This is a genomic window from Methanococcus maripaludis, assembly GCF_002945325.1.
Lineage (GTDB): Archaea > AGJL01 > Methanococci > Methanococcales > Methanococcaceae > Methanococcus > Methanococcus maripaludis.
In genome coordinates, this window is the sequence record NZ_CP026606.1 from 403,342 (window position 1) to 425,104 (window position 21,763).

The 21,763-nt window shown below is 31.7% G+C and carries 27 protein-coding genes; 7 read left to right on the forward strand and 20 right to left on the reverse strand.

Annotated features, from left to right (window positions below):
* Window positions 1-209: 209 nt before the first annotated feature.
* Complete coding sequence (locus tag MMJJ_RS02110; protein ID WP_104837467.1) at window positions 210-644, forward strand: carboxymuconolactone decarboxylase family protein; 435 nt, start codon at window positions 210-212, stop codon at window positions 642-644.
* 11 nt (window positions 645-655) lie between these two features.
* On the opposite strand, the gene taw2 is transcribed toward MMJJ_RS02110, so the two are convergent.
* Window positions 656-1,417 (reverse strand): tRNA(Phe) (4-demethylwyosine(37)-C(7)) aminocarboxypropyltransferase Taw2, encoded by a 762-nt coding sequence (gene taw2 / locus MMJJ_RS02115; protein WP_104837468.1) that lies wholly within the window; start codon window positions 1,415-1,417, stop codon window positions 656-658.
* 61 nt (window positions 1,418-1,478) lie between these two features.
* Window positions 1,479-1,994, reverse strand: coding sequence for a DJ-1/PfpI/YhbO family deglycase/protease (locus tag MMJJ_RS02120; RefSeq protein ID WP_169929102.1), 516 nt, complete (start codon window positions 1,992-1,994; stop codon window positions 1,479-1,481).
* A gap of 118 nt (window positions 1,995-2,112) precedes the next feature.
* Here MMJJ_RS02120 and MMJJ_RS02125 point away from each other — a divergent pair, with 118 nt between their 5' ends.
* The 3 genes from MMJJ_RS02125 to MMJJ_RS02135 are packed head-to-tail and all read left to right on the forward strand — an operon-like array spanning window position 2,113 to window position 3,676.
* A complete protein-coding gene (locus tag MMJJ_RS02125; RefSeq protein ID WP_104837470.1) occupies window positions 2,113-2,409 on the forward strand; it encodes a hypothetical protein in 297 nt (98 codons plus the stop codon).
* A 9-nt stretch (window positions 2,410-2,418) separates the two neighbouring features.
* Window positions 2,419-2,832 (forward strand): UPF0146 family protein, encoded by a 414-nt coding sequence (locus MMJJ_RS02130; protein ID WP_104837471.1) that lies wholly within the window; start codon window positions 2,419-2,421, stop codon window positions 2,830-2,832.
* A 1-nt stretch (window position 2,833) separates the two neighbouring features.
* Window positions 2,834-3,676 (forward strand): TatD family hydrolase, encoded by an 843-nt coding sequence (locus MMJJ_RS02135; protein ID WP_104837472.1) that lies wholly within the window; start codon window positions 2,834-2,836, stop codon window positions 3,674-3,676.
* Here MMJJ_RS02135 and flaK read toward each other — a convergent pair.
* Both flaK and MMJJ_RS02145 read right to left on the reverse strand, forming a co-directional pair.
* Complete coding sequence (flaK, locus tag MMJJ_RS02140; protein ID WP_104837473.1) at window positions 3,673-4,365, reverse strand: preflagellin peptidase FlaK; 693 nt, start codon at window positions 4,363-4,365, stop codon at window positions 3,673-3,675. The two genes, MMJJ_RS02135 and flaK, sit on opposite strands and share 4 nt — an antisense overlap.
* 43 nt (window positions 4,366-4,408) lie before the next feature.
* The gene (locus tag MMJJ_RS02145) at window positions 4,409-5,011 is read right to left on the reverse strand and encodes a class I SAM-dependent methyltransferase (RefSeq protein ID WP_104837474.1); all 603 of its coding nucleotides are present in this window, start codon (window positions 5,009-5,011) and stop codon (window positions 4,409-4,411) included.
* Between the two features lie 123 nt (window positions 5,012-5,134).
* On the opposite strand from MMJJ_RS02145, the gene argF reads away from it, so the two are divergent.
* Window positions 5,135-6,049, forward strand: a complete 915-nt coding sequence (gene argF / locus MMJJ_RS02150; protein WP_104837475.1) for an ornithine carbamoyltransferase — start codon at window positions 5,135-5,137, stop codon at window positions 6,047-6,049.
* 21 nt (window positions 6,050-6,070) lie between these two features.
* On the opposite strand, the gene MMJJ_RS02155 is transcribed toward argF, so the two are convergent.
* From MMJJ_RS02155 to MMJJ_RS02230, 16 genes are all read right to left on the reverse strand, one after another.
* Window positions 6,071-6,961, reverse strand: a complete 891-nt coding sequence (locus MMJJ_RS02155; RefSeq protein ID WP_104837476.1) for a DMT family transporter — start codon at window positions 6,959-6,961, stop codon at window positions 6,071-6,073.
* Window positions 6,962-7,038: 77 nt separating this feature from the next.
* A complete protein-coding gene (locus tag MMJJ_RS02160) occupies window positions 7,039-7,698 on the reverse strand; it encodes an amino acid ABC transporter permease (RefSeq protein WP_104837477.1) in 660 nt (219 codons plus the stop codon).
* Window positions 7,699-7,732: 34 nt separating this feature from the next.
* The gene (locus MMJJ_RS02165; RefSeq protein ID WP_104837478.1) at window positions 7,733-8,527 is read right to left on the reverse strand and encodes an ABC transporter substrate-binding protein; all 795 of its coding nucleotides are present in this window, start codon (window positions 8,525-8,527) and stop codon (window positions 7,733-7,735) included.
* A 169-nt stretch (window positions 8,528-8,696) separates the two neighbouring features.
* Window positions 8,697-9,245 carry a CD3072 family TudS-related putative desulfidase gene (locus MMJJ_RS02170; protein ID WP_104837479.1) on the reverse strand — a complete coding sequence of 183 codons (549 nt, stop codon included), beginning with the start codon at window positions 9,243-9,245 and terminating at the stop codon, window positions 8,697-8,699.
* 9 nt (window positions 9,246-9,254) lie between these two features.
* Window positions 9,255-9,827: an imidazoleglycerol-phosphate dehydratase HisB gene (hisB, locus tag MMJJ_RS02175; RefSeq protein WP_013999094.1), complete on the reverse strand. Its 573-nt coding sequence runs from the start codon at window positions 9,825-9,827 to the stop codon at window positions 9,255-9,257.
* Between the two features lie 75 nt (window positions 9,828-9,902).
* The gene (locus tag MMJJ_RS02180) at window positions 9,903-11,198 is read right to left on the reverse strand and encodes a single-stranded-DNA-specific exonuclease RecJ (RefSeq protein ID WP_104837480.1); all 1,296 of its coding nucleotides are present in this window, start codon (window positions 11,196-11,198) and stop codon (window positions 9,903-9,905) included.
* Window positions 11,199-11,259: 61 nt separating this feature from the next.
* Window positions 11,260-11,871 (reverse strand): TIGR00296 family protein, encoded by a 612-nt coding sequence (locus MMJJ_RS02185; protein ID WP_104837481.1) that lies wholly within the window; start codon window positions 11,869-11,871, stop codon window positions 11,260-11,262.
* 216 nt (window positions 11,872-12,087) lie between these two features.
* Window positions 12,088-13,938, reverse strand: a complete 1,851-nt coding sequence (locus tag MMJJ_RS02190) for a molybdopterin biosynthesis protein (protein ID WP_104837482.1) — start codon at window positions 13,936-13,938, stop codon at window positions 12,088-12,090.
* A 26-nt stretch (window positions 13,939-13,964) separates the two neighbouring features.
* Entirely contained in the window at window positions 13,965-14,975 is a 1,011-nt protein-coding gene (gene amrS, locus MMJJ_RS02195) for an AmmeMemoRadiSam system radical SAM enzyme (protein ID WP_104837483.1), read from the reverse strand.
* Window positions 14,976-14,989: 14 nt separating this feature from the next.
* Window positions 14,990-15,505 carry a chorismate pyruvate-lyase family protein gene (locus MMJJ_RS02200; RefSeq protein ID WP_104837484.1) on the reverse strand — a complete coding sequence of 172 codons (516 nt, stop codon included), beginning with the start codon at window positions 15,503-15,505 and terminating at the stop codon, window positions 14,990-14,992.
* A gap of 33 nt (window positions 15,506-15,538) precedes the next feature.
* The gene (locus tag MMJJ_RS02205) at window positions 15,539-16,141 is read right to left on the reverse strand and encodes a DUF7121 family protein (RefSeq protein WP_104838574.1); all 603 of its coding nucleotides are present in this window, start codon (window positions 16,139-16,141) and stop codon (window positions 15,539-15,541) included.
* A gap of 125 nt (window positions 16,142-16,266) precedes the next feature.
* Complete coding sequence (gene serB / locus MMJJ_RS02210; RefSeq protein ID WP_104837485.1) at window positions 16,267-16,908, reverse strand: phosphoserine phosphatase SerB; 642 nt, start codon at window positions 16,906-16,908, stop codon at window positions 16,267-16,269.
* A 36-nt stretch (window positions 16,909-16,944) separates the two neighbouring features.
* Window positions 16,945-17,685: a phosphoribosylaminoimidazolesuccinocarboxamide synthase gene (gene purC, locus MMJJ_RS02215; RefSeq protein ID WP_104837486.1), complete on the reverse strand. Its 741-nt coding sequence runs from the start codon at window positions 17,683-17,685 to the stop codon at window positions 16,945-16,947.
* 98 nt (window positions 17,686-17,783) lie between these two features.
* Window positions 17,784-18,776 (reverse strand): 3-isopropylmalate dehydrogenase, encoded by a 993-nt coding sequence (locus tag MMJJ_RS02220; protein WP_104837487.1) that lies wholly within the window; start codon window positions 18,774-18,776, stop codon window positions 17,784-17,786.
* Window positions 18,777-18,956: 180 nt separating this feature from the next.
* Window positions 18,957-19,247: a hypothetical protein gene (locus MMJJ_RS02225; RefSeq protein WP_013999104.1), complete on the reverse strand. Its 291-nt coding sequence runs from the start codon at window positions 19,245-19,247 to the stop codon at window positions 18,957-18,959.
* Between the two features lie 254 nt (window positions 19,248-19,501).
* The gene (locus MMJJ_RS02230; RefSeq protein ID WP_104837488.1) at window positions 19,502-20,113 is read right to left on the reverse strand and encodes a hypothetical protein; all 612 of its coding nucleotides are present in this window, start codon (window positions 20,111-20,113) and stop codon (window positions 19,502-19,504) included.
* Between the two features lie 93 nt (window positions 20,114-20,206).
* Here MMJJ_RS02230 and MMJJ_RS02235 point away from each other — a divergent pair, with 93 nt between their 5' ends.
* Together MMJJ_RS02235 and MMJJ_RS02240 are read left to right on the forward strand one after the other, a co-directional pair.
* A complete protein-coding gene (locus tag MMJJ_RS02235; RefSeq protein ID WP_104837489.1) occupies window positions 20,207-21,277 on the forward strand; it encodes a DUF123 domain-containing protein in 1,071 nt (356 codons plus the stop codon).
* A 24-nt stretch (window positions 21,278-21,301) separates the two neighbouring features.
* Window positions 21,302-21,715, forward strand: a complete 414-nt coding sequence (locus tag MMJJ_RS02240; RefSeq protein WP_104837490.1) for a CGGC domain-containing protein — start codon at window positions 21,302-21,304, stop codon at window positions 21,713-21,715.
* Window positions 21,716-21,763: the final 48 nt, after the last annotated feature.

The following is a 21,763-nucleotide window of genomic DNA, read 5'->3' on the forward strand; positions in this document are numbered from 1 at the left end:
TTATTGATGATTATTTATATAATTTTCTTTTTAATGGGGAAATAAAGAGTAATTGATTATTTTGATGCCTGTAAAGACTCTTAAAATTAGAATTTAAACAAAAAAATAGATATTGGTGAAATTATAAGGAATAACTTAAGGTAAATCTTTAAGAATTTTAAAGTGATATTAAAGAGTAGATTACTTTTAAAAGAACTATGGTGTATATTATGAATAAAAAAAGTTCAATTTCTGATGAAAAATTATGCGAATTAATGGAAATCGTTGAAAAAAGATATGGAAAAGTGCCATACATTATTGAAAAAATGAAAAATAATCCAAAACTTTTGGAATCAAAAATCAACTATGACGAGGCCGTCGTTGATGATTACAAACATATTGACTCAAAAACCGCCGAATTGATTTCTATTGCAGTTGTTTCCGCTCTTGGATGTGAACACTGCATCGAATTTCATATCGAAGCTGCTAAAAAAATGGGAATAAGTGAAGAACAAATCATGACTGCGGTTTTAATTGCTGGATCCCTATCTAATGCCGCAGTTCTTTCAAAATCCACCCGTGCACTCCAAAAAGTAAATAATATACTAAAATACGATGAAAATAGCCTTAGCTGTCCAGAATGCAATATTTCAGGAACAAAATAAATTTTTATTTTTTACTTTTTTGAAAATTTTGCATCAACTACAACGTGCCAGACTCCCGGAGAATACTTTTTTATTTTATTAATCTTATATTCATCCAATTTATAGCCGTTCTTTTCTGCATGGTATTTTAAACGCTCGATCGGGCGGGATTCTAAAATATTTTCGTGAACTGTTTCGTGGTAGTGAATTACTCCACCATCTCTTTTAAGTATTTCAAAAGCCTTATCCAAAAATTTATGCGTTTTTAAAACATATCCCATCGAAATCCGGTCTGCAACATTTTTCAAAGGAAAATCCCGATTATCTCCAAGAATAGGAACTACATTGTCCAATTTATTTAATTTTATATTTTCAGAAAGGTAATAATAAGAATCGGGATTTAATTCAAGAGCATAAATTGTTTTAGGGTTTGAATATTTTGCAATTGGAATTGTAAAGTATCCAATCCCTGCAAACATATCAACTACAACTTCCTCACTGCTTGAAAGAGTACTTATTCGTTTTCGCTCTTCTAAATTTCCCATACTCCACATTATTTTTGATACATCGATTTTAAAGAGACAGCCATGTTCCTTGTTTACTGTTTCTGTTTCAGATCCATGAAGTACTTTTATTTTTGGAGTTCTCAAATCTCCCGTGATATATGTATTATATTTTACAATAGTTTTACATTTTGTCTTATTTACTAAATAATCGATTTCGTTATCGTTTAAATTCTTTTTAACGATTAAAATGTCGCCTATTTTTTGATACTTTATTTTTTTAAAATCCATGTCATTCACGTAAATTATAATTAATTATTAATCTAAATTTAAAAATTAAAAAGAGAAATACTTATTTTCCAAGCGCTTCTGCAATTTTTAATCCAAATTCTTTTGCTGCGTCGGGATTTCGTCCAGTAATTATGTTTCCATCTAAAATTACAGCTTCATCAAGATAAATTGCCCCATTTTGCTGTAAAACTTCAATAGATTCGTCATCAGGGAACACTGTTGCTTTTTTACCAGCCAATAGTCCCGCCTGTGCAAGAACTGCTGGTGAAATACAGATTGCAGCAGTAATTTTTCCCATGGCATTAAATTCTTTTAAAAGTTCAAGTAATTTTTCGTTGTTCCAGAGGTAATCTCTTGAACCCCCTCCACCAACAATAACTATTGCATCGAAATCATCTGGATTTACTTCCCCAATTGTTTTTGTCGTGGTCATTACTCTACCCAATACGCCTTTGTGCTGTCCCGTTGTTGTTGAAACTACCTGTGTAGCGATATTTTTACTTTGAAATACCTGTAAAGGTTCAAAAAGTTCTTCATCCCTAAATTTTTCTGGCGCAATAACCATTACAATAGCCACCAAAATCCCTCCTTTTCACTTCAATATCTAAACATATATACCTTAATTTATAAAAACGTAAATAATGTAAATTCAGTCTACGATTAAACATAACAATTCTTAAATTATTTGTGAAAAAATGAGCAATAATTCAGTAAAAGCAGATTATAAAAAATTAATGATTTCCATCGTATTAGATATTGTTGGTATGGCTACATATTTAATCCCAGGACTTGGAGAATCAGGCGATTTTGTTTGGGCTCCAATATACGCATTAATTATTAGAAACTTGTACCATTCATCAATTTTAGGATTTTTTGGTGGATTTGAAGAACTTTTGATTGGAACAGACATAATTCCATCTGCTACAATCCTGTGGATACTCGAAACGTTTGGAATTATTAAAAATAAGGAATTTCAAGAAAATTACAAATAAAGGGAGATAATGGATACCGTTTTTAAATATATAGATGAAAATTACCAGAACCTCAAAAATAATAAGCTAAAGATTGCAGAACTTGGAATAGGATTTTATTTTAACAATGCCCAAAAATTAAAAGATTCAGGCTTTGACGTGATCGTTATAGATATAAACAAAAATTCAGTTTTAGATGCAAAAAATAATGGATTAAATGCATTTTACGATGATTTATTTGAGCCAAATTTTGAAATTTACAAAAATATTGGATTAATCTACTCGTTTAGACCTCCAAGAGATCTTCAACCATTTATTTTAAAAATTGCCAAAAAATTAAACTGTGATTTAATTATAAAAGCCCTCAGCGGTGAAGAGCCAATTGAAGAGTTAAAACTCGTAAATTATCAGGGAAAACCAATTTACGTTTGGAAAGGGGATTAAAATGGATATTTTAAAAGAACTTCCAATAACGGACAATCACATCCATATCGACCCGATAAATGGTCTTGGGCCAGAAAAAGTTGCAAAAACTTTTAAAAATGCAGGCGGTAAGGTTATGATTATACCAAATAAACCTGCATTTAGTACCAATTTAACTAAACCAATGGATGAAATGCTTTCGATAATTGAAAAAGTAAGGGAAAATGGAATAATTGCATTTGGAATTTTAGGGGTCCATCCTGCTGAATTAACCGTAATGCTCAGAAATGGAATCGAACTTGAAACTGCAAAAAATTACATGATAGATGCACTTGATTATGCAAAAAATATGGTTTTAGAAAATGAGTTTTTAATTGGAATGGGTGAAGTTGGAAGGCCCCACTTTGAAGTTGAAGAAAAAATATGGGATGTTTCAAATGAAATTTTAAATTATTCGATGGAAATTGCAAAAGATATCGATTGTGCAGTTCAAATCCATGCTGAAAGTGCATCAAGAGAACAGTTTAAAGAATTTTCAGAAATGGCAAAATCAGTAAAACTTTCTCCAAAAAAAGTAATAAAACATCACTCTTCAGACATGGTTTTAGAAGGCGAAGAATTTGGAATTTTTCCATCAATCGTTGCTTCAAAGCCAGTTGATACTGCAATTGAAAAATCTAATCGATTTTTGATGGAAACAGACTACATTGACGATTTAAAAAGGCCAGGTGTTGTTCTTGGAATAAAAACGGTTCCAAGAAAAACTAGACAGTTGCTTGAAAATGAAATAATTGATGAAGAAATTTGTTTTAAAATCCATAAAGAAAATGTAGAAAAAGTTTATGGGATTGAAATCGATTTTTAGAATGGAATTAAAAGATCAAGTATCCTATCCCCAATTATTGGAGTTACTAAGTAAGATAGTGTTATTGGAATAATAAGTGGAATTTGTGGCGTAACCCATATTTCTTCTTCATCATCATATTTTGAAAAGTCTTCATCGTCAGATGTAGGGAAAAAGTTTATCTTATCATTTTGGCCCATTATCAACCTTTTCTGCTCTTTTGCAACATTAACTTTCATTTTTTCTCCAAAAAACATTAAAATAACTTCTTTACCGGTTTTTGGTCTTGCACCATTCAAAATATTTCTAAATAAAATAACAAACGGCAAAAAAACCATGAAAAATATGCCGTTTATGAAAACCATTATCGGAAAATTTGGTACGTAATTTAAGTTTAAAAGGGTTCCAAGGGAAGTGTATATTGGCATCTGGAATTTTGGAACTAATGCACCAAGCCCGATTAGTATTTTTCCATCCCCTCCGCCAATACCTGATAAAAACATCATATATCCTAGAATAAAGCAGATTACAAATCCCGAAATTGAATTTATCAAAATTGAATAATTTGAAAGCGTAAATGATGTATAAATTGCAAATAAAACACCAAATACTGCTAAAAAAATCCAGATGTAGTCTTCAATTTCTCGACTCCTAAAATCCTGAACTGATGCTAAAAGTAATCCGAGTACTCCAATGATGTATTCTATCAAACTATCGCCCTTTAACGTTAATTATCTATAAATTATATCAAAACTATTCCTTTCTCACATTTAAGGATTTTAAAACCCTGTATCCGCCAGATATTGTAACTGTTTCAACATTTCCAAAAATTTCTTCCATATATTTAGCAAGTGACTTTGCACCATGTTTTGTTTGGATAACTACCCAAATTGATCCATTTTCATTTAAAAGATCGTGTCCTTTTGAAATAATTTTGTGTATTAAATCTTTTCCTGCTTTTATAGGGGGATTTGATATAATTACGCTGTATTTTTTATTGTTTACTTTTTCAAATAAATCCCCTTGAAAAACTTCTATATTTTTTTCAGATTTTCCATTTAATTTTATATTTTTTCTCGTCAACCCTACAGAACGGTTGTTTAAATCAGTCATTGTAACCGAATTAACTTCATCTGCAATAGAAATACCTATAACTCCGTATCCGCATCCAACATCTAAAACATCGTCGTCTTTTGAAACTTCTAACTCTTCTACAAGTATTATGGTTCCTTTATCAATTTTTTTCGGTGAAAAAACTCCACTATCCGTCTTAAATGAAAATCTTTTTCCCCGAAGCATTCCCGAGATAGTAGACTCATCATGTTTTGAATCAGGATTTTCTGAAAAATAATGCATGGCATTTCAACTCTTGAATTTAATATCCTAAATATTTAGGTATACTTTAAATATAAGATGTATATTAAATTTTATCTTCAACATGTATTTTTTGATTGTTTTGATTTTATTAGCGGTGGTACTATGGATTTATTAACACTCTGGAATTTAGAGCGAGAAGAAGTTTTAAAAATTATTGAAGATGCTGAATACTTTAAGAAAAATAGATACGGGCATGAAATACTCAAAAATAAGAGTATCGCATTGATTTTTGAAAGCCCGTCTACAAGAACCAGAATGAGTTTTGACCTTGCAGTAAATGAACTTGGTGGGCACTCCTTGATGATGAATGAAGGAGAAATCCACCTTGGGAAAAAAGAAAGCATTGCTGACACTGCACGAGTTATGAGCAGATTTGTTGATGCAATCGTTGCAAGAGTTAAAAATCACAAAACACTGGAAGATCTTGCAGAATATGGGAGTGTTCCCGTAATTAATGCACTCTGCGACCTTGCACACCCTTGCCAGATATTGGCAGATTTACTTACGATGAAAGAAAGTGGCAAAAACTTCAAAGGATTAAAATTAGCATACTTTGGTGATGGAAACAACGTATCAAACTCACTAATGATTGCTGGAGCAATTTTGGGAATGGATGTTGTTATTGCAACTCCTAGAAGTTATGAACCAAACGGACTTTTCGTTAAAAAAGCGCTTGAAATAATTGCAAAATATGGGGAAGGAAGTTTAACATTAACTGATGACCCAGAAATTGCTGCAAAAGATGCCGATGTTTTATATACTGACGTATGGATCAGTATGAGTGACAAAAATAAACAGATGGATGAAATATTAAAAATATTCCCAAAATTCCAGATAAATGCTGAAATTTTATCAAAAGCAAAAAAAGATGCAATAGTACTCCACTGCCTTCCTGCAAACAGGGGATTAGAAATTACTGATGAAGTAATCGATGGAAAACATTCAAAAGTATTTGATCAAGCTGAAAACAGGTTGCACGCTCAAAAAGCAGTATTAAAATACATTTTTGAACATTAATTTAAGTTTACTTTTTATTTTTTAATTTTTAACTGTATCAGAAACTTTACTTTTTTCGATTGTAACAATTATTACCGAAATTAAAACTAAAATACTTCCTAAACCAATTTTAAAGCTCAATACTTCATTTAATAACAGTATACCAAGAATTATACTTACAATTGGTTCTAGTGTGCTCAATATCGCGGTATTTGACGGACCTATCAATTTTATTCCTTCTAAAAATGCAATCAGTGCCAAAACCGTGCAAAATATCGAAATAATTCCAATCGATGCGTAACTTGAAAATGCCATGTTTAATGTTAAATTATTTGTAAATAGGCCGTAAATAAAAAGTAAAACTGAAGAAAGAATCGATAAATAAAATATAGTTACATAAGAGTCTATTTTTGAATATTTGCATTTTCCAGCAGAAACAATGTATCCTGCATAAACTAAACCCGATCCTGCTGCAAGTAACACCCCATAAATATCAAAACCGGTACAGTTTCCACCCAAAAGACAGTACATTCCCAAAAATGAAAAAATAAGTGCCAAAACCTTATTAATCCCTAAATTTTCATTAAAAATACTTATCATTAATAATGTAACCGTTACAGGGTATATAAAGTGAAGTGTAGTTGCAATGCCTGTCGGTATATAATTATAAGCTTCATAAAGGAATACCGTGTTTAAAGCGTACAAAAATGCGCCATAAAATAAAATTTCTACAAAATTGTGCCCTGAAATTTTTAAACTTATTTTTTTAAATTTTAAAAATACGTATAAAATTAATCCTGCAATCAAAAAACGAAACATTAGTGTAGTAACTGCATTTGCTCCGCCGTCATATGCAAATTTAGTCAAAAAAGGCATTATACCAAATGCAACGGATGAATAAATTGTATATGCAGTTCCTTTTACTTTGTTCATTGTATAACTCGCGAATATCTTTAAGAACTATTGATAAATCGCTTTATGTATATAAATATTGCTAAGTTACATAAAAATTATCTTTCAAAAGCGCCATTTAGCTTTTTTTCAATTTTCCACGAGCTTATCGAGATTATTGACACCAATAATAAATAAATAAGTCCTATTGTTAAGTATATCTCAAAAGGTCTCGATGTTCTTGTATAAATTAACTGCCCTATTCGTGTGAGTTCGGTAATGGCAAGAACAGATATTAACGAACTTTCTTTTAAAATTGACGAAAATGAATTTACAAGAGGCGGGATAGTTATCCTGAAAGCTTGTGGAAGTACAATATAAACCATACTTTCAATTTTGCCCATTCCAAGTGATTCTGCGGCCTCAAACTGGCCTACTGGAACTGACTGTATCGCAGCCCTTATTATCTCTGAAATATATGCTCCGCCATTTAAGGAGAGTCCAAGAACTGCTGCAAAAGTGCCTGACATTGTAATTCCAACCGATGGAAGCCCATAATATATAAAAAACAGCTGGATTAAAAGAGGAGTTCCCCTAAAAACTTCGACATAAGCCATTAAAACTAGGTCTAAGGTTTTTGAAAAATTCATTGCTCGTATGGAACCAACTAAAACTGCGATAATAACAGACAGCAAAAAAGACATTATCGTTATTTTTAGAGTAACAAAAACTGCATCGATAATGAAAGGAATATTGTCAAAAACAATGTAAAATTTCATAAAAACACCAAAATTAGTTTAAAAGTTTAGAAAATTATTCTAAACTCAACCATTTGTCTTGGATTTCATCGTATTTTCCATTTTCTTTTATTTTTGAAAGTGCTTCATTTAATTTAACAGTTAGTTCTTTTGCACCTTCTTTTTGAACCATTACAATTTCTGCAGAAGACATTGGAGTATCGAGAACTTTTAAATCAGGATATTTTGAAATTTCAGATAATACGTAAGTATATCCAACAACAACTGCGTCAGATCTGTTATTTTGAAGATCAATCATTGCTTCAGGATTGTAGTTATATCTTTTTATTTCTTTTATTCCCAAAAGTGCATCAACTGCCTGTTCACTGCCTGAACCAAGCTGTACCCCAACTATTTTTCCAGATAAATCTGAAACATTGTTTATTTCATTGTTATCATTTCTTACAACAATTACATCATTTAATTCGTAGTAAACGTCACTCATTTCTACATTTTCAACAGATGCTTCTTTTTTAGACATGCAAGTGATTAATGTATCATAATCTCCTTTTGAAAGCCCGCCTAAAAGTGCTTGCCATTCTGCATCAACAATTTCAACTTCAATTCCTAGTTCTTCACCAAGAGCATTTGCAAGGTCTACATCAAAACCTTCGATTTCGCCAGTTTTTTCATTTCTTGATTCAAATGGTGGCCATGCTGCACAAAGTCCTACTTTTAATACACCACTTTCTTCAACATTTTTCCAAGAATTATCTTCAGTAGTTTGAGCTTCAGAATTGGAAACACAACCTGAAAACGCTAAAACTGCCCCAATAAGCCCTATAATCAATATTAGTACTTTATTATTCATGTAAACTTCACCAAATGTTCTTTTAAGAATATTCATTCTAAATTGTCTATTAAAATATATATTAATTGTTGAAAAATTAGCTAATATTTAATTAATACATTAATTTTACTAATAGCCAATATACTGAAAAATGAGCAGAAAACTAAATTTATAAAAAATTAAAAAAGAATTAAATAAATCTTTTTAAATATTCAAGGGAATTTTCGATATTTTCTTCATCAATTGCAACACATTTGATTGTTATTTCATTCTCATTGAGTATTTTTAAAATTTCATCCATAAATATCCCTTTTTCAGGAATCATTTCTAATTTTTCAACTTTTTCGGCCATATTTCCATTGCTAGAATACCCGCCCCATTCTTTTGAAGAACAGGTTTCATTTATCCCACAACTTGGACTTTTATCAATTCCAATTAATAGTGGTACTTCATAGCCATTTTTTATATAATCTTGAACCTGTTCTAAAATTGGTTGAAATAATTTCCGGCTTACATTTCTAAAATGGGGGGTATCAAACTGTTCTTTTACATGGCCCCATCTTTTTATTCCATAAATTGCCATTTCAGGACAGGGCATTTGAATAATTCCATAACCTTCATCCATTAAATAATTCATAACGTCTTTTAACATACCGCCGTATTCGGATAAGCCTTCAACTTTTGAATTGGCGTTTAAAATACAGTGTGATACAAGTGCTATTTTTTTATTCCTTTTCATTTTATCCTCTTAAATTACGCCTTTTGTACTTACAATTCCTTTTCTTTCGTCTATTTGCGTTGCCATATCCATTGCAACACCGAATGCCTTAAAGAGAGCTTCTACTTTGTGGTGTTCGTTTTCACCAGTTACTTCGAAATGTAAATTTATTTTTGCATTGTTTGAGAATGATTCAAAGAAGTGTACCACATTTTCAGTTGAAAAACTGCCTATTCTTTCAGTGTTTGGAACATAATTTCCAACAACAAATGGCCTTCCGCCAATATCAATAGATACTGTTGCTTTTGCCTCATCCATTGGAATTATTGCCCACCCAAATCTTTTGATGTTCTTCTTTTCCATGTTTTCAAATGCTTTACCTAAAACAATACCGACATCTTCTACAGTGTGGTGGTCATCGATCTCTAAATCCCCTAAAACATCCAATTTTAAATCAAATGAACCGTGTTTAGCAAATGACGATAAAACATGGTCAAAAAAAGGAACTCCGGTAGTTATTGAATATTTTCCTGTCCCGTCAATGTTTAATTCAAGCTGTATTTTTGTTTCATTGGTATCTCTTTTTACTTTGAAGGCTCTCATGATATCCCCCAATTTTTGGCTAATAATATATTATATCCCGTTATTTATACTTTTAATCAGGTATCCTTTAAAAGTTTATTTTTTCAACTGTTCGCCTACAATTTCGTTAACTTTTTCCAAAAATTCATTCATGTAGTTTTTCTGAATCGCAGCACCTGATGCGATATTGTGTCCACCACCATCTCCACCAAATTCTTTTGAAACTGCCATTGCCTCAGAAAGATTTAACCCGCATTCAACAAGTTCTTTACTGCCTCTCGAAGAAACCTTATAAATTTCGCCCTGCTCATTAAATCCAAGTACGGGCTTATCTTTTACCATTAAAGCTGATATTATGCCAGTTTTTCCCTTTTCCCCGATAAAATATTCAATATTTTCCATCGAGGTTAGTTTTACATTTTTTAATTCTTCGATTAGTTCGTCTTTATATTTTTTGTATAAATTCTCGCCCTGTCTGATGCATTCATCATCTCCAAGCAAAATTCCAATTCCTACTGAGGTCATCTCTTTTCTACCGCAAGCATTTAAAACTTCGGAAAGATAAAACGCATCGTTTAATTTATGATTTATTTCGTACCGATCAGCAATTAATTCGTTATTTTTGTTAAAACTTTTGAAATATTCGAGCAAATTTTCTTTTTCAGCCACAGTTATTCCTTTTTTTTCAGGATTTATACCTAATTCTTCAAGAATTTCTTTTATTTTATCAATACTATCCAATTCTCGAATATAAGGCTGGGTTGAGTAATATATTGAACTTGAAATTGGTAAATTGTAACAATTATAGACAATATCTTTTATAACGCTCAAATAACGGTATTTTCTAGCTTCATTTAAAATATATTTATTTAATCCAATAAATGGCAGATGCTGCATGTCCCCAATTGCTCCAACAATTGCAACAGTTGCTAAATCATAATATTCAAACAATCTTGCAATTAAATAACAAACACCACTTGCAGAAATTTCTTTTGCACCGTTTGCCCCAAATAAATGAGGATTTAACTGTAAAATATTCCCAATCTCGGTTTCTGCAACTTCTGGCGGGTGGTGGTCCAGAATTACTGCATTGAATTGAAACTTATTTATCAGGTTAATCTGACCGCTTCCCATGTCACAAAATATAAACATTTTATCGCTTTCTTTTGAAAGTTCTTCGACTGATTCTTTTGATAAATGCTCCAAAATAGTCATGTGCACATTTTTATTTAGCCTTAGAAGTGTTTTCAACATTATTGAACCCGCGGTCAGCCCATCGGGATCGTGATGTGTAACGATTCTTATTAATCCGTCACAATTTTCTATTTTTTCTTTTATTTTTCCAGTTATCTGGTTAAATTTAGAAATGTCTTCAATCGGGAGTATATCCATAAAAATCACTTAAAAAAAGTTTTACATTTAATATATTTAACAAAATTAAAAAAAGTATTGGTTAACATCCAGTATACGTTGATTTTTCAACTACAGGACCATTTGGAATAAGTTCTTCAAACACCTGTGCTTGGAAAGACTTTATTTTAACGTCATATTCGATCCAGGCAGTTGTGGGAAGCCCTGCTTTTAAACAGAGATTGGATAAAAACTGTTTTGTATCCCAATTATATTCTGTAGCCACCTGTGGAAGTAACAGCCCCCGGTATGGCCCAAATTCGATGATAAGTCCATCCCGTCCAACTTCAAGTTTTTCTAGATATTCCATCGAATCTTCGACTTCAACATCTTCAGGCGGTGTTAAAACACTAACTTCTATAATCGTATTTTTAAGTTCAGAATGTTTTAATGGCTGGAATCTAGGATCATGAACCGCTGCACTTATCGATGTTTCTTTTATTGCATCGATTAGTGACATTGCTGGCTCAGGAATTCCAATACATCCTCTTAAATCGTGTTCAGGATGCGTATGAAGCGATACAAATACTCCAAAAACATTGTTAAATTTATCAGGATATTTTTGGATATCTGGTTCTTCGCCTTTTAAATACTGTTTTATAACATTTCTAACATAACCGACTAATGAAGTCCCCTCTTCAAGCGTTAGTTTCAATTTAAATCCCCCCTTATAATATAAAAACTAAAATAAGCCATTTATTTTATTATATCGCCTTTTTATCGATTAATTTATAAATTGGAATAATTTTTGGAAAATACTACTGTTAAAAATTTTGTGTCATCAATTATAAATATTCTCGGATTAGATTTTTATGTTAATTAAATAACTAAAAAATACGAAAAACGCTGTTAAAAATTAAAAAAAGAATATTTAACATTCATAAATTATTTTTCCAGTATCTTTTGACTTTTTAAACGGAAGTTCTTCTTTTTTGAGTGTTTCTATAAATTTAATTATGTCTTCGTCGTACAATTTCTCTTTAGGTATTAAAAGATCGTAATATTCATCTGCAATAGGGATAAATTCAAGACCGTAGTGGTCAGAAATCGTACTTATTCCAAGACCAATCTGTGCTTTACCCATCGAAACCGCTGCCCCAACTGCAGAATGGGTTTTTGCCTCGATATCATACCCATCAATTGAATTTTTATCGACATTGTTCTCTTTTAAAAATTTATCAAAGAGAATCCTCGTTCCAGAACCTTTATTTCTATTAATTATCCGGTAATCTCGAATTTTTTCGATTAAATCATCTATTGATTTTATTCCAAGCTCTTTTTTAAACATAAAACCCTGTTCACGGATATATCCCCTGACTAAAACAGCATCTGATACATTGTACTTTTTAAGGTAAGATATATTATATTCGCCATTGTTGTCTAAAAGGTGAATTCCTGCAATATCAGCTTCTTTTCTTTTTACAGCCATTATTCCGCCAAGCGATCCAGTATTTACAGTTCTTGCAAGAATCTGACCTTTCCTTAGTATTCTGTCAATTCCGACACAGTGGCTTCCAATAATATTAAGCCCAATTCTAATGTCGCCAAACATGTGAACATCAAATATCTCATCTTCGACAATTTCCTTGTTTTCGGGAATTATAATGTATCCATCAGCATAAGTAAGCGAAGTTATTGCTTCACTTCCCTTTAAAACAGGGTATGCACCGTAACCATCTTTTCCACGAATTATTGAGACTGGAAGGTATTCTTCCCTTCCCTTAGCAGACATGTATCTATTATAGACCTGTGCCCGCATTGTTTTTCCTTTTTCATTGAATAAAACGTCAAAAATTGTTAAACACGATGTTGGATATCCTGGAAGCCCCACAACCAGTTTTTTTCCAATTCTTCCGATAATAGTTGGTTTTCCAGGTTTTATTTTTATTCCGTGTACTAAGATTTCCCCGCCGAGTTCTTCGATTGCAGTACTCGTTAAATCGCCAACTCCTGCAGAAGTTCCGCCACTTAACAGGATTACATCCTCATTCATTGCTTTTTTCAATTTTTCCATTAAATCTTCTTTATTATCCCTTACAATCCCATAAAAATTAAAATTCCATCCTTTTTGTAAAATAGATGATGCTATCGTGTAGGTATTTACGTCATAAATTTTATAAGGTTCTAATTTCTCATCAGGGTTTATAAGTTCATTTCCAGTAGATAATAACCCGATGCTTGGATTTTTAAATACTTTCAACTTATTTTTTCCAACAGCAGATATTGCACCGATATCTCTTGGAGAAATAACAGTATTTTTTCGCATTATAAGTTCCCCAACCATTATATCGTTTCCACAGGGCTGGATATTTTCATGCGGAGAAACTGCTTTATAGAGTTTTACCGAATTGCCATTAATTTCTGCAAATTCTACCATAACTACTGCATCAGCACCTTTTGGAAGAGGGGCCCCTGTTGCAATCTCCATACACTGTCCTGAAGCTATTTCTAAATCAGAATTTCCTCCAGCACGTATTTTATCAATTATTTCAAGAGTAACAGGTTTATCCTCTTCAACTTCATAAGTATCCTTTGCCCTCACGGCATAACCATCCATTCTTGAACGGTCAAACGGAGGCACATCTACATTTGAAACTATGTCTTCTGCAAGCATCCTTCCCGGAAGTTCAAAAAGACTTATTTCTTCAGTGCTTAATTCATTTAAAAGAGTCCTTACAACTTCTTTAGCATGATCAATTGTACAAAGTTCTAGGTATCTCAAGATATCACCAAATACTTAAAAATAAATTAAAGTATCATATCGATTTTTCTACCGCATTTTTGACATTTTGGAGTTTTCGAGGATGTATCAAGATGTAATTTTGGTTTTTGATGTCCAAAACGATCCACGACTACAGATTTACAGTCCGGACAGTAAGTGTCATAACCTGCACTAAATGGAACATTTCCAGCATATACATAGTTTAATCCAGCATTTAACGCCATATCTCTTGCTTTTTTGATTACACCTATGCCCGTAGATGGAACTGTTGTCAATTTATAGTGTGGGTAAAATGCAGTGAAATGAAGCGGAGTGTCGACTCCAAGTTCATCTTTTACAAAATTTATTATGAATTCTATGTCTTTTGGATTATCATTGTACGTTGGAACGATTAAATTAGTAATTTCAACATGAATCCCCAGTTTTTTTGCTAAAATGCAAGTTTCAAGCACCGGTTCTAATTCTGCAAAACATATTTTTTTATAAAATTCACTATTTCCTTTTATATCAATATTCATCGCATCAATTGCCAGCTTTTTCAAAGGTTCCTTTTCAATGTAACCATTTGTAACCATTACATTAAATAAATCGTTATTTTTTGCTATTTTCGCGGTTTCCTGCATAAATTCATAAAATATGGTTGGTTCAGTATAAGTATACGCAATTCCTTCGCATAAATAATTTTTAGCAAGATCAACAACATCCTCAGGAGTTAATTCACTAAAAGGAACATCTTCAGGCAACGACTGGCTTATTTCCCAGTTTTGACAGTGTTTACACCTGAAATTACACCCTGCAGTTGCGATTGAAAAAACGCTTGTACCAGGTTTATAATTAAATAAAGGTTTTTTTTCTATTGGATCAACTGCTGTTGCACATATTTTTCCATAATTTACGGCATAAAGTTTGCAGTCAATGTTTTCACGACCACCGCATATACCCCGTCTTCCAGAAGAAATTACGCAGTGTTTCGGGCATAAATTACATTTTACCTTGCAATTTTCAAGTTTTTCGTAAAAAAGCGCTTCTTTTAACATCAAATCACTTCTTATCAAAGGTGATCATCTAAATTAAACATTTCCGTTATTGTCATCAGCACCTTGTTTTTGTGGATTATATTGTATGTTCTTTGGGGAATTTTAATCCTTTTTGGATTCAGTTTATTTTTAACAACATCTGGAACTTCTTTTACAGCTATTTCGACGATTTCTCGCCGTGTTTCTAAATTGTGAATCTTTAAAATTTTTCCAATAGGGATATCTGCCGAAAGAAGATCTTTTTTTATTTTTTCGCGTATATGTATTTCATCTATGCGGTTTAATGGCGTCTCTGAAGTTGCATATATTAATGGAATTCCATTTACTCCAAGCAATACTGCTCTATAATTTACATTATCAATTATCTCTTGATACAATGTTTCAACAACAACTTCGTCGCCGAAAAGAATTTCCAAAAGGTTTGTAATACTTCCATCAGTCCCGAGAAGAATTTTTTCTTCGTTATTTAACTCGTGTATTTTTGAAAGGTCACCTATGACAATATGAGGCTTTAAATATCTATCATCCATAATTTCCACTAATTGTTATCAATAAATTAAAAATTAAAGTTCTTCTTCAACGATTTCTTTTATTTTCATTTCTTTTAATTTGTCGTATAATTCAGTAGCTTTTGCTTTTAAGTCATTTATTTCAGCGTAAGTTCTCAAAAGCTCTTGGTGTTTTTCAGCACTTACTCTCGCATTTTCGAGCACTTTTTTGTGTTCTTCTGAAGACTGGTTTACAAGAACTGAAATTCCATCAGACATTGTCTTTATCGTTTCATTTAAGTCTTCTAACTCTACTGCTCTTTCGTATAACTTTCTGTGTGACTCGATTTCTCTAATCATGTCTTTTTCTTGATCCATAGACATTGGTTTAGTTTGAAGAGTAGTTTCTAACTGTTCTATTTTTTGTGCGAGATAAGACTTACTTATTTTCATTGATTTGAATTCAGCCAGCATATCAGCTCTTTTTTGCTTTAGGAGCCTGATATTTTCAATCTGATCTTTAACGTTTATATTTATATCTTCCCTTAAATCCTTGTATTTTTTAACGTCGTCGTTTGCTCTGTCCCTGATTTCTTTTAATTCTTTGGCATTTTCATACAATTCTTTTATCTGTGTATTTATTTCGTCAAGTTTAATTTTTATCGTATTGTAATCCATTTTCAACACCGAACCCCCATTTAACATATTATAAATTTTTGTTGTAAGATATATAAATATTTTTATTTAAAACAAAGCAAAAAAGTTCGAAAAAAGCTGTTTTACGTCAAAAAAGCTGAAAAAAGTTAGTTAATGTGGTTCAATATTTCTTTTAAGTCCTTTTTATCGATACAAATGTCCGCCTTCGATCTTAAAATTTCTTTCGCGCAGAAAGCTATTTTAAAGCCTGCTTTCTCAAACATGCTTATGTCGTTTGCCCCATCCCCGACTACAACCGTGTTTTTAAGAGAAATATTTTCATTTGCTGCAATTTTTTCCAATATGTCGCCTTTAGCAGTTTTACTCATTACTGGGCCGATTACTTCGCCTGTTAAAATTCCATTTTCAGACAAAAGAGTATTTGCATAAGAATAATCAAGTCCCAATACTTTTTTAACATGTTCAGCCCCAAAATCAAATCCACCACTAACAACAGCTGTAATATACCCTTGTTTTTTGAGTTCCAATATTAATTCCGGCGCACCATTCATTACAGGAATTTTTTCTGCAAATTTATAAAGTTTTTCAACAGGAATTCCTTTTAATAGTTTTACCCGTCTTCTTAATGATTCTTCAAAATTTATATTGCCTTTCATTGCTTCGTTAGTTATTTTTTTAATTTCCGATTCGACACCTGCAAATTTTGCAATTTCATCAATTACCTCGCAGTCCGCAAGTGTACTATCTAAATCAAATAAAATAAGTTTTTTTACTAAATTATCTGTCATTATTCCACCAATCGGTAAAAAGAAAAGTAAAAATAATTATTTTAAGCATCCGATTCTTTCAGCAACGATTTTGTATTTTTCTAAAACATCGCCTAAGTCTTTTCTAAATACATCCTTATCTAACACATCTTTTGTTTCTTTGTCCCAAAGTCTCATTGTATCGGGGCTTATTTCATCAGCTACAACGATTTGTCCATCCGCGGTTTTTCCAACCTCGATTTTGAAATCAACTAACATTATTCCTTTTTCATCAAAAAATCCTTTTAAAACGTCGTTTACTTTTAACGCGAGTTTTTTAATTTCAACCAATTCTTCTTCTGTTGCAAGCCCAAGTTCAATTGCAATTTCATTATTTAACATTGGGTCCCCATAGTCGTCATTTTTGTAATCGTACTGTGTAACTGCCGTTTTTAATACCTGTCCTTGTTCGAATGGGTATTTTTTGCAGAGGCTTCCTGCAGCAATGTTTCTTACAATTACTTCTAAAGGAATTATTTTAACATTTTTTGCAATCATTATGTTTGGTTCGATGTATTCTATCAAATGTGTTGGAACGTTATTTTTTTCAAGCACGTTGAAAAGTTCTGTTGAAATTAACGTGTTTAAATATCCTTTTCCAGATTTTACGTCGTGTTTTGCACCGTTTCCAGCAGTTATATCGTCCCTAAATTCCACCAGAACTTCTTTTTCATTTTCTTCAATTTTGTAAATTGATTTTGCCTTTCCAGCATAAATTGGTTCATTTGCGAGTATTTTTGAAATATCATATTTTGACATGATTTCACCAGATCTTCAAATTATAATATAATAACAATTATTGTTATAAATTAGATAGTAAAAATAAAAAAATCGAGAAGTAATGTGTTATATTTAAGTTATACTCTTTTTGCAACTTCCTGACCCATTTCACTTGTTGAAAGAGTACCGCCTAAATCAGGTGTTGTTAAACCAAGGCTTAAAACTTCTTCAAGAGCTTTTTCGACTTTTTCAGCAGCTTCATTTTCTTTTAAATATCTTAACATCATTACTGCGGTTAATATTGTTGCAGTTGGATTTGCAAGTCCTTTTCCAGCGATATCTGGAGCTGAACCGTGGATTGGTTCAAAAAGACCGTATTTGTCACCAACATTTCCAGATGGTGCCATTCCAAGTCCGCCAACCATTCCAACAGCCCCGTCTGACAAAATGTCTCCAAATAAATTCGATGTAACAACTATGTCAAATGTTTCAGGTCTTGAAATTATAAACATGTTCATTGCATCGACATAAAAGTCTTCAGTTTGTATATCTTTGTAATCATTTGAAACTTCGTAGAATGTTTTCTTAAATAACCCATCAGTTATTTTTAAAACGTTTGCTTTGTGTGCACATGTGACTTTTCCGGCAGTTCCTTGTTTTTTCCTGTCTTTTGCCATTTCAAATGCGTGTTTGAATATTCTTTCAGATGCATCTTTGGTAATAACCCTTGTTGCAACGGTAACTCCGTCTGCAATTTCAGCTTCAATGCCTTTATAGAGGCCTTCTGTGTTTTCCCTTACTATTATGTAGTCGATACCTGTTTTTAGGCAGTTTATTCCATTGTATGATTTTACTGGCCGTATATTTGCATAAGTATCCAATATTTTTCTCAATTTTACAATAACATCAGCGGCAGTCTCTCCAGCAGCACCGAATAATATTGCATCAGCAGCTTTTGCAGCAACAATTGTTTCTTCTGGAAGTGCTACTCCTGTTTTTTCAAATACCTCGTCCCCTGCCAAGGCATGATTAAATTCAAATTCGACACCTGTAGCTTTTAAAACTTCTACGGCAGCAGGAACCACTTCTTTTCCAATCCCATCGCCTTCGATTACGCAAATCTTATGCATTGTAAAATCACCTTTAAGGGCCAAACCCAGTTTTTACGTTGACTTTTGGAATTATATTGATTATCGATATATTAAAATCTAACGCCGGTACCAACTTTGGGCTTGAAAATAAAAATAATATGAATATTAAAAAATAATAAAAATAACGAATAATCAAACAAGTATTTACGAAAAATAGCATTATTTACGGTTATTTCGAATATATTCTTTTAGATCTTCTTCTGTTTTAATATTGGGCGATTTTTTGTAGTAATATATCCTAAATTTATCGATATCCCCAATTAAATCTAAATTATATTTGTTTTTCAAAGTATCAAGCATTTTAGTCGTGCATTTTTGATTTTTTAACTTAATGCTCGCATATATAAGTCCGAGAAGATTTTTGAATTCATCATCTGAACTACGGCCTGTAACTATTATATGCTTGATATTTTTCTGGATTTTTGAATATTCTTTATCAGAATACGGCAAGATATCCCATTTAAAACGGATTATGGTAAATACAAAATATAATGATATTCAAGTTTGAAATTCAATGTATATATAATAAATACAAATGAATCCGACCAAAACATAAATATTATCAAAATAAAAAAAATCGAGTCTTATAATGAACTAAATATGCTTAAACAAGTTTATATTTGCTATTTAACTTTTTAAACCAGAATTTAACCTAAATTTATTAAAAAATCGGAAAATAAGGGTTAATTAAATAAAAAATTAAGCTAATCTTTTTCTTTTACAAAAATCAGCGGAAATATAATATCGCTTGTACAACAAGGAATCCAGACTGCAATGAACAGGAATACAAATATTTCAAAGTACATTAAAAAATTCAATCCTGTCCCAAGAGCCATTATTATGTGAAAAAGCGATGCTGCAGTACTTAAAAATACGTGTCCCGAATGAGGTATTTTTGTAAATGGTTTAAAATATGCTAAAACTATTCCAAAGATCGCTAACAAATTTACAAGCCAAAATTCTTCAATAAATCCAATATGGGCTCCACGATTTGGCAAATCTAAAATAATTTCCCCGATATATGGGATCAAAGAGTCACTAATCGTTGCAATAAATAAAGAGCCAACATATCCTATTAAAAATAATGTAAGAAAACCTTTGTAACCATTGATACTGCTTTTCTTGTGCAAAAGATACATCGAAGTTGTAGTAAATGCACTTAAAAATACATGTATAGGGTGAAGTGTATAAAATATAGAATAAGATTCACTAAACGAAATTCCATTAAAAATAATCAATAATACCATACCAAAAATGGCCCCGAGTGCCGTAAATGGCATATGTTCCCCAAGTTCTTTAATAATAAGATTAAACATGAAAAAACCCCATTTTCAGTAAATTTGCTAATTTAAAGTTTCTGAAATAATAGTATTATAAAAATAATATATAAAACAACTGACAGGATGATTATGAACGATTTTGACAACAACTTTATTAAATTTTTAGATATCCTGGACGAAAAATTAAAAAAAGATGCCGTAGTTGACAAAATATCTAAAAATTCAAATGAAAATGAGCGGGCATTTAAAATACTGATTTCTACAGTGATAAGCGCGCGCACAAAAGACGAAACTACCGCAAAAGTCTCAAAAGAATTGTTTAAAAAAGTAAAAAACCCAAAAGACCTTGTTAAAATCTCTATTGACGAACTTGAGACGTTAGTGCACCCTGCAGGATTTTACAAAACAAAGGCTAAAAATCTGAAAAAATTAGGAGAAATTTTAATTGAAAAATATAATTCAAATGTTCCAAATTCGATTGAAGAGCTGGTAACACTTCCGGGAGTCGGTAGAAAAACTGCAAATCTAGTAATGACTCTTGCATTTGACGATTATGCAATCTGTGTTGACACTCACGTTCATAGGATTACAAATCGATGGAATTATGTAGATACTGAGTCCCCAGAAAACACAGAAATGGAACTTAGAAAAAAACTTCCTAAAAACTACTGGAAAAAAATAAACAATTTACTCGTAGTATTTGGGCAGGAAACATGCAGTCCGATTCCAAAATGCGACAAATGCTTTTCTGAAATTAGAAAAATCTGCCCCCATTACAATTCATTAAATGAAATCGAAAAAATTTACGCGGATTTTAAATTTAAAAAGACCCCGAAAACTAAAATCCCGAAGGATAAAGGTACTTATGTCTTGAGAATAAAAATGAACTCTCCAAAAACCATTCTCGTTGGAAAAAGGGAAATTAAATTTAAAAAAGGAGATTATTTCTACATCGGTTCTGCAATGGGGAATAGTATGAACCTTTATAATAGAATAAGCCGGCATTTATCGGACAACAAGAAAAAAAGATGGCATATTGATTATTTACTTGAATTTTCAAATGTAAAAGAAGTAAACGTAACACTTGGACGTTTTGAATGCGATGTTTCACAGCGGTTTAATTTAGTTTTAGATTCGATAGAGTCTTTCGGATGTTCGGATTGCAAGTGTAAAAGTCATTTATACTACATTAAACCCTGATTAAAGGTAAATAGAGGAAAAAACATGAAAACAAAATATGTAGTTATAATCCAGTGCGATATGGCTAAAAACCGGTGCAGTGGAATGAGATGCACGAATGCTTTTTATGAAAAAACTGATGCATTTAAAAATTACGATAATGATACGAAATATATTTCGTTTACCTGTGGTGGCTGTTCTGGTAAATTGGTAAGTTCTAAACTTGCAAATTTTTCAAATTGGCTTAAAAAATATGAGGATATTGAAAAAGATGAAGTTAAAATACATCTTTCATCCTGTATGTCCACAGATAACTCCCATTACGACAGGTGCCCGAATATTGACTATATAAAACAGATAATAAACAAAAAGGGGTACAAAAATATACTGGAAGGCAGTATTTTTAGTAAAAAATCTGAAAAACTGCGAGAAGAAGGAATTTATAAAAAATACCAATAATTAAATTTTTTTATTCCGCGAAATTTTAGATTAACGAGACATACTTGG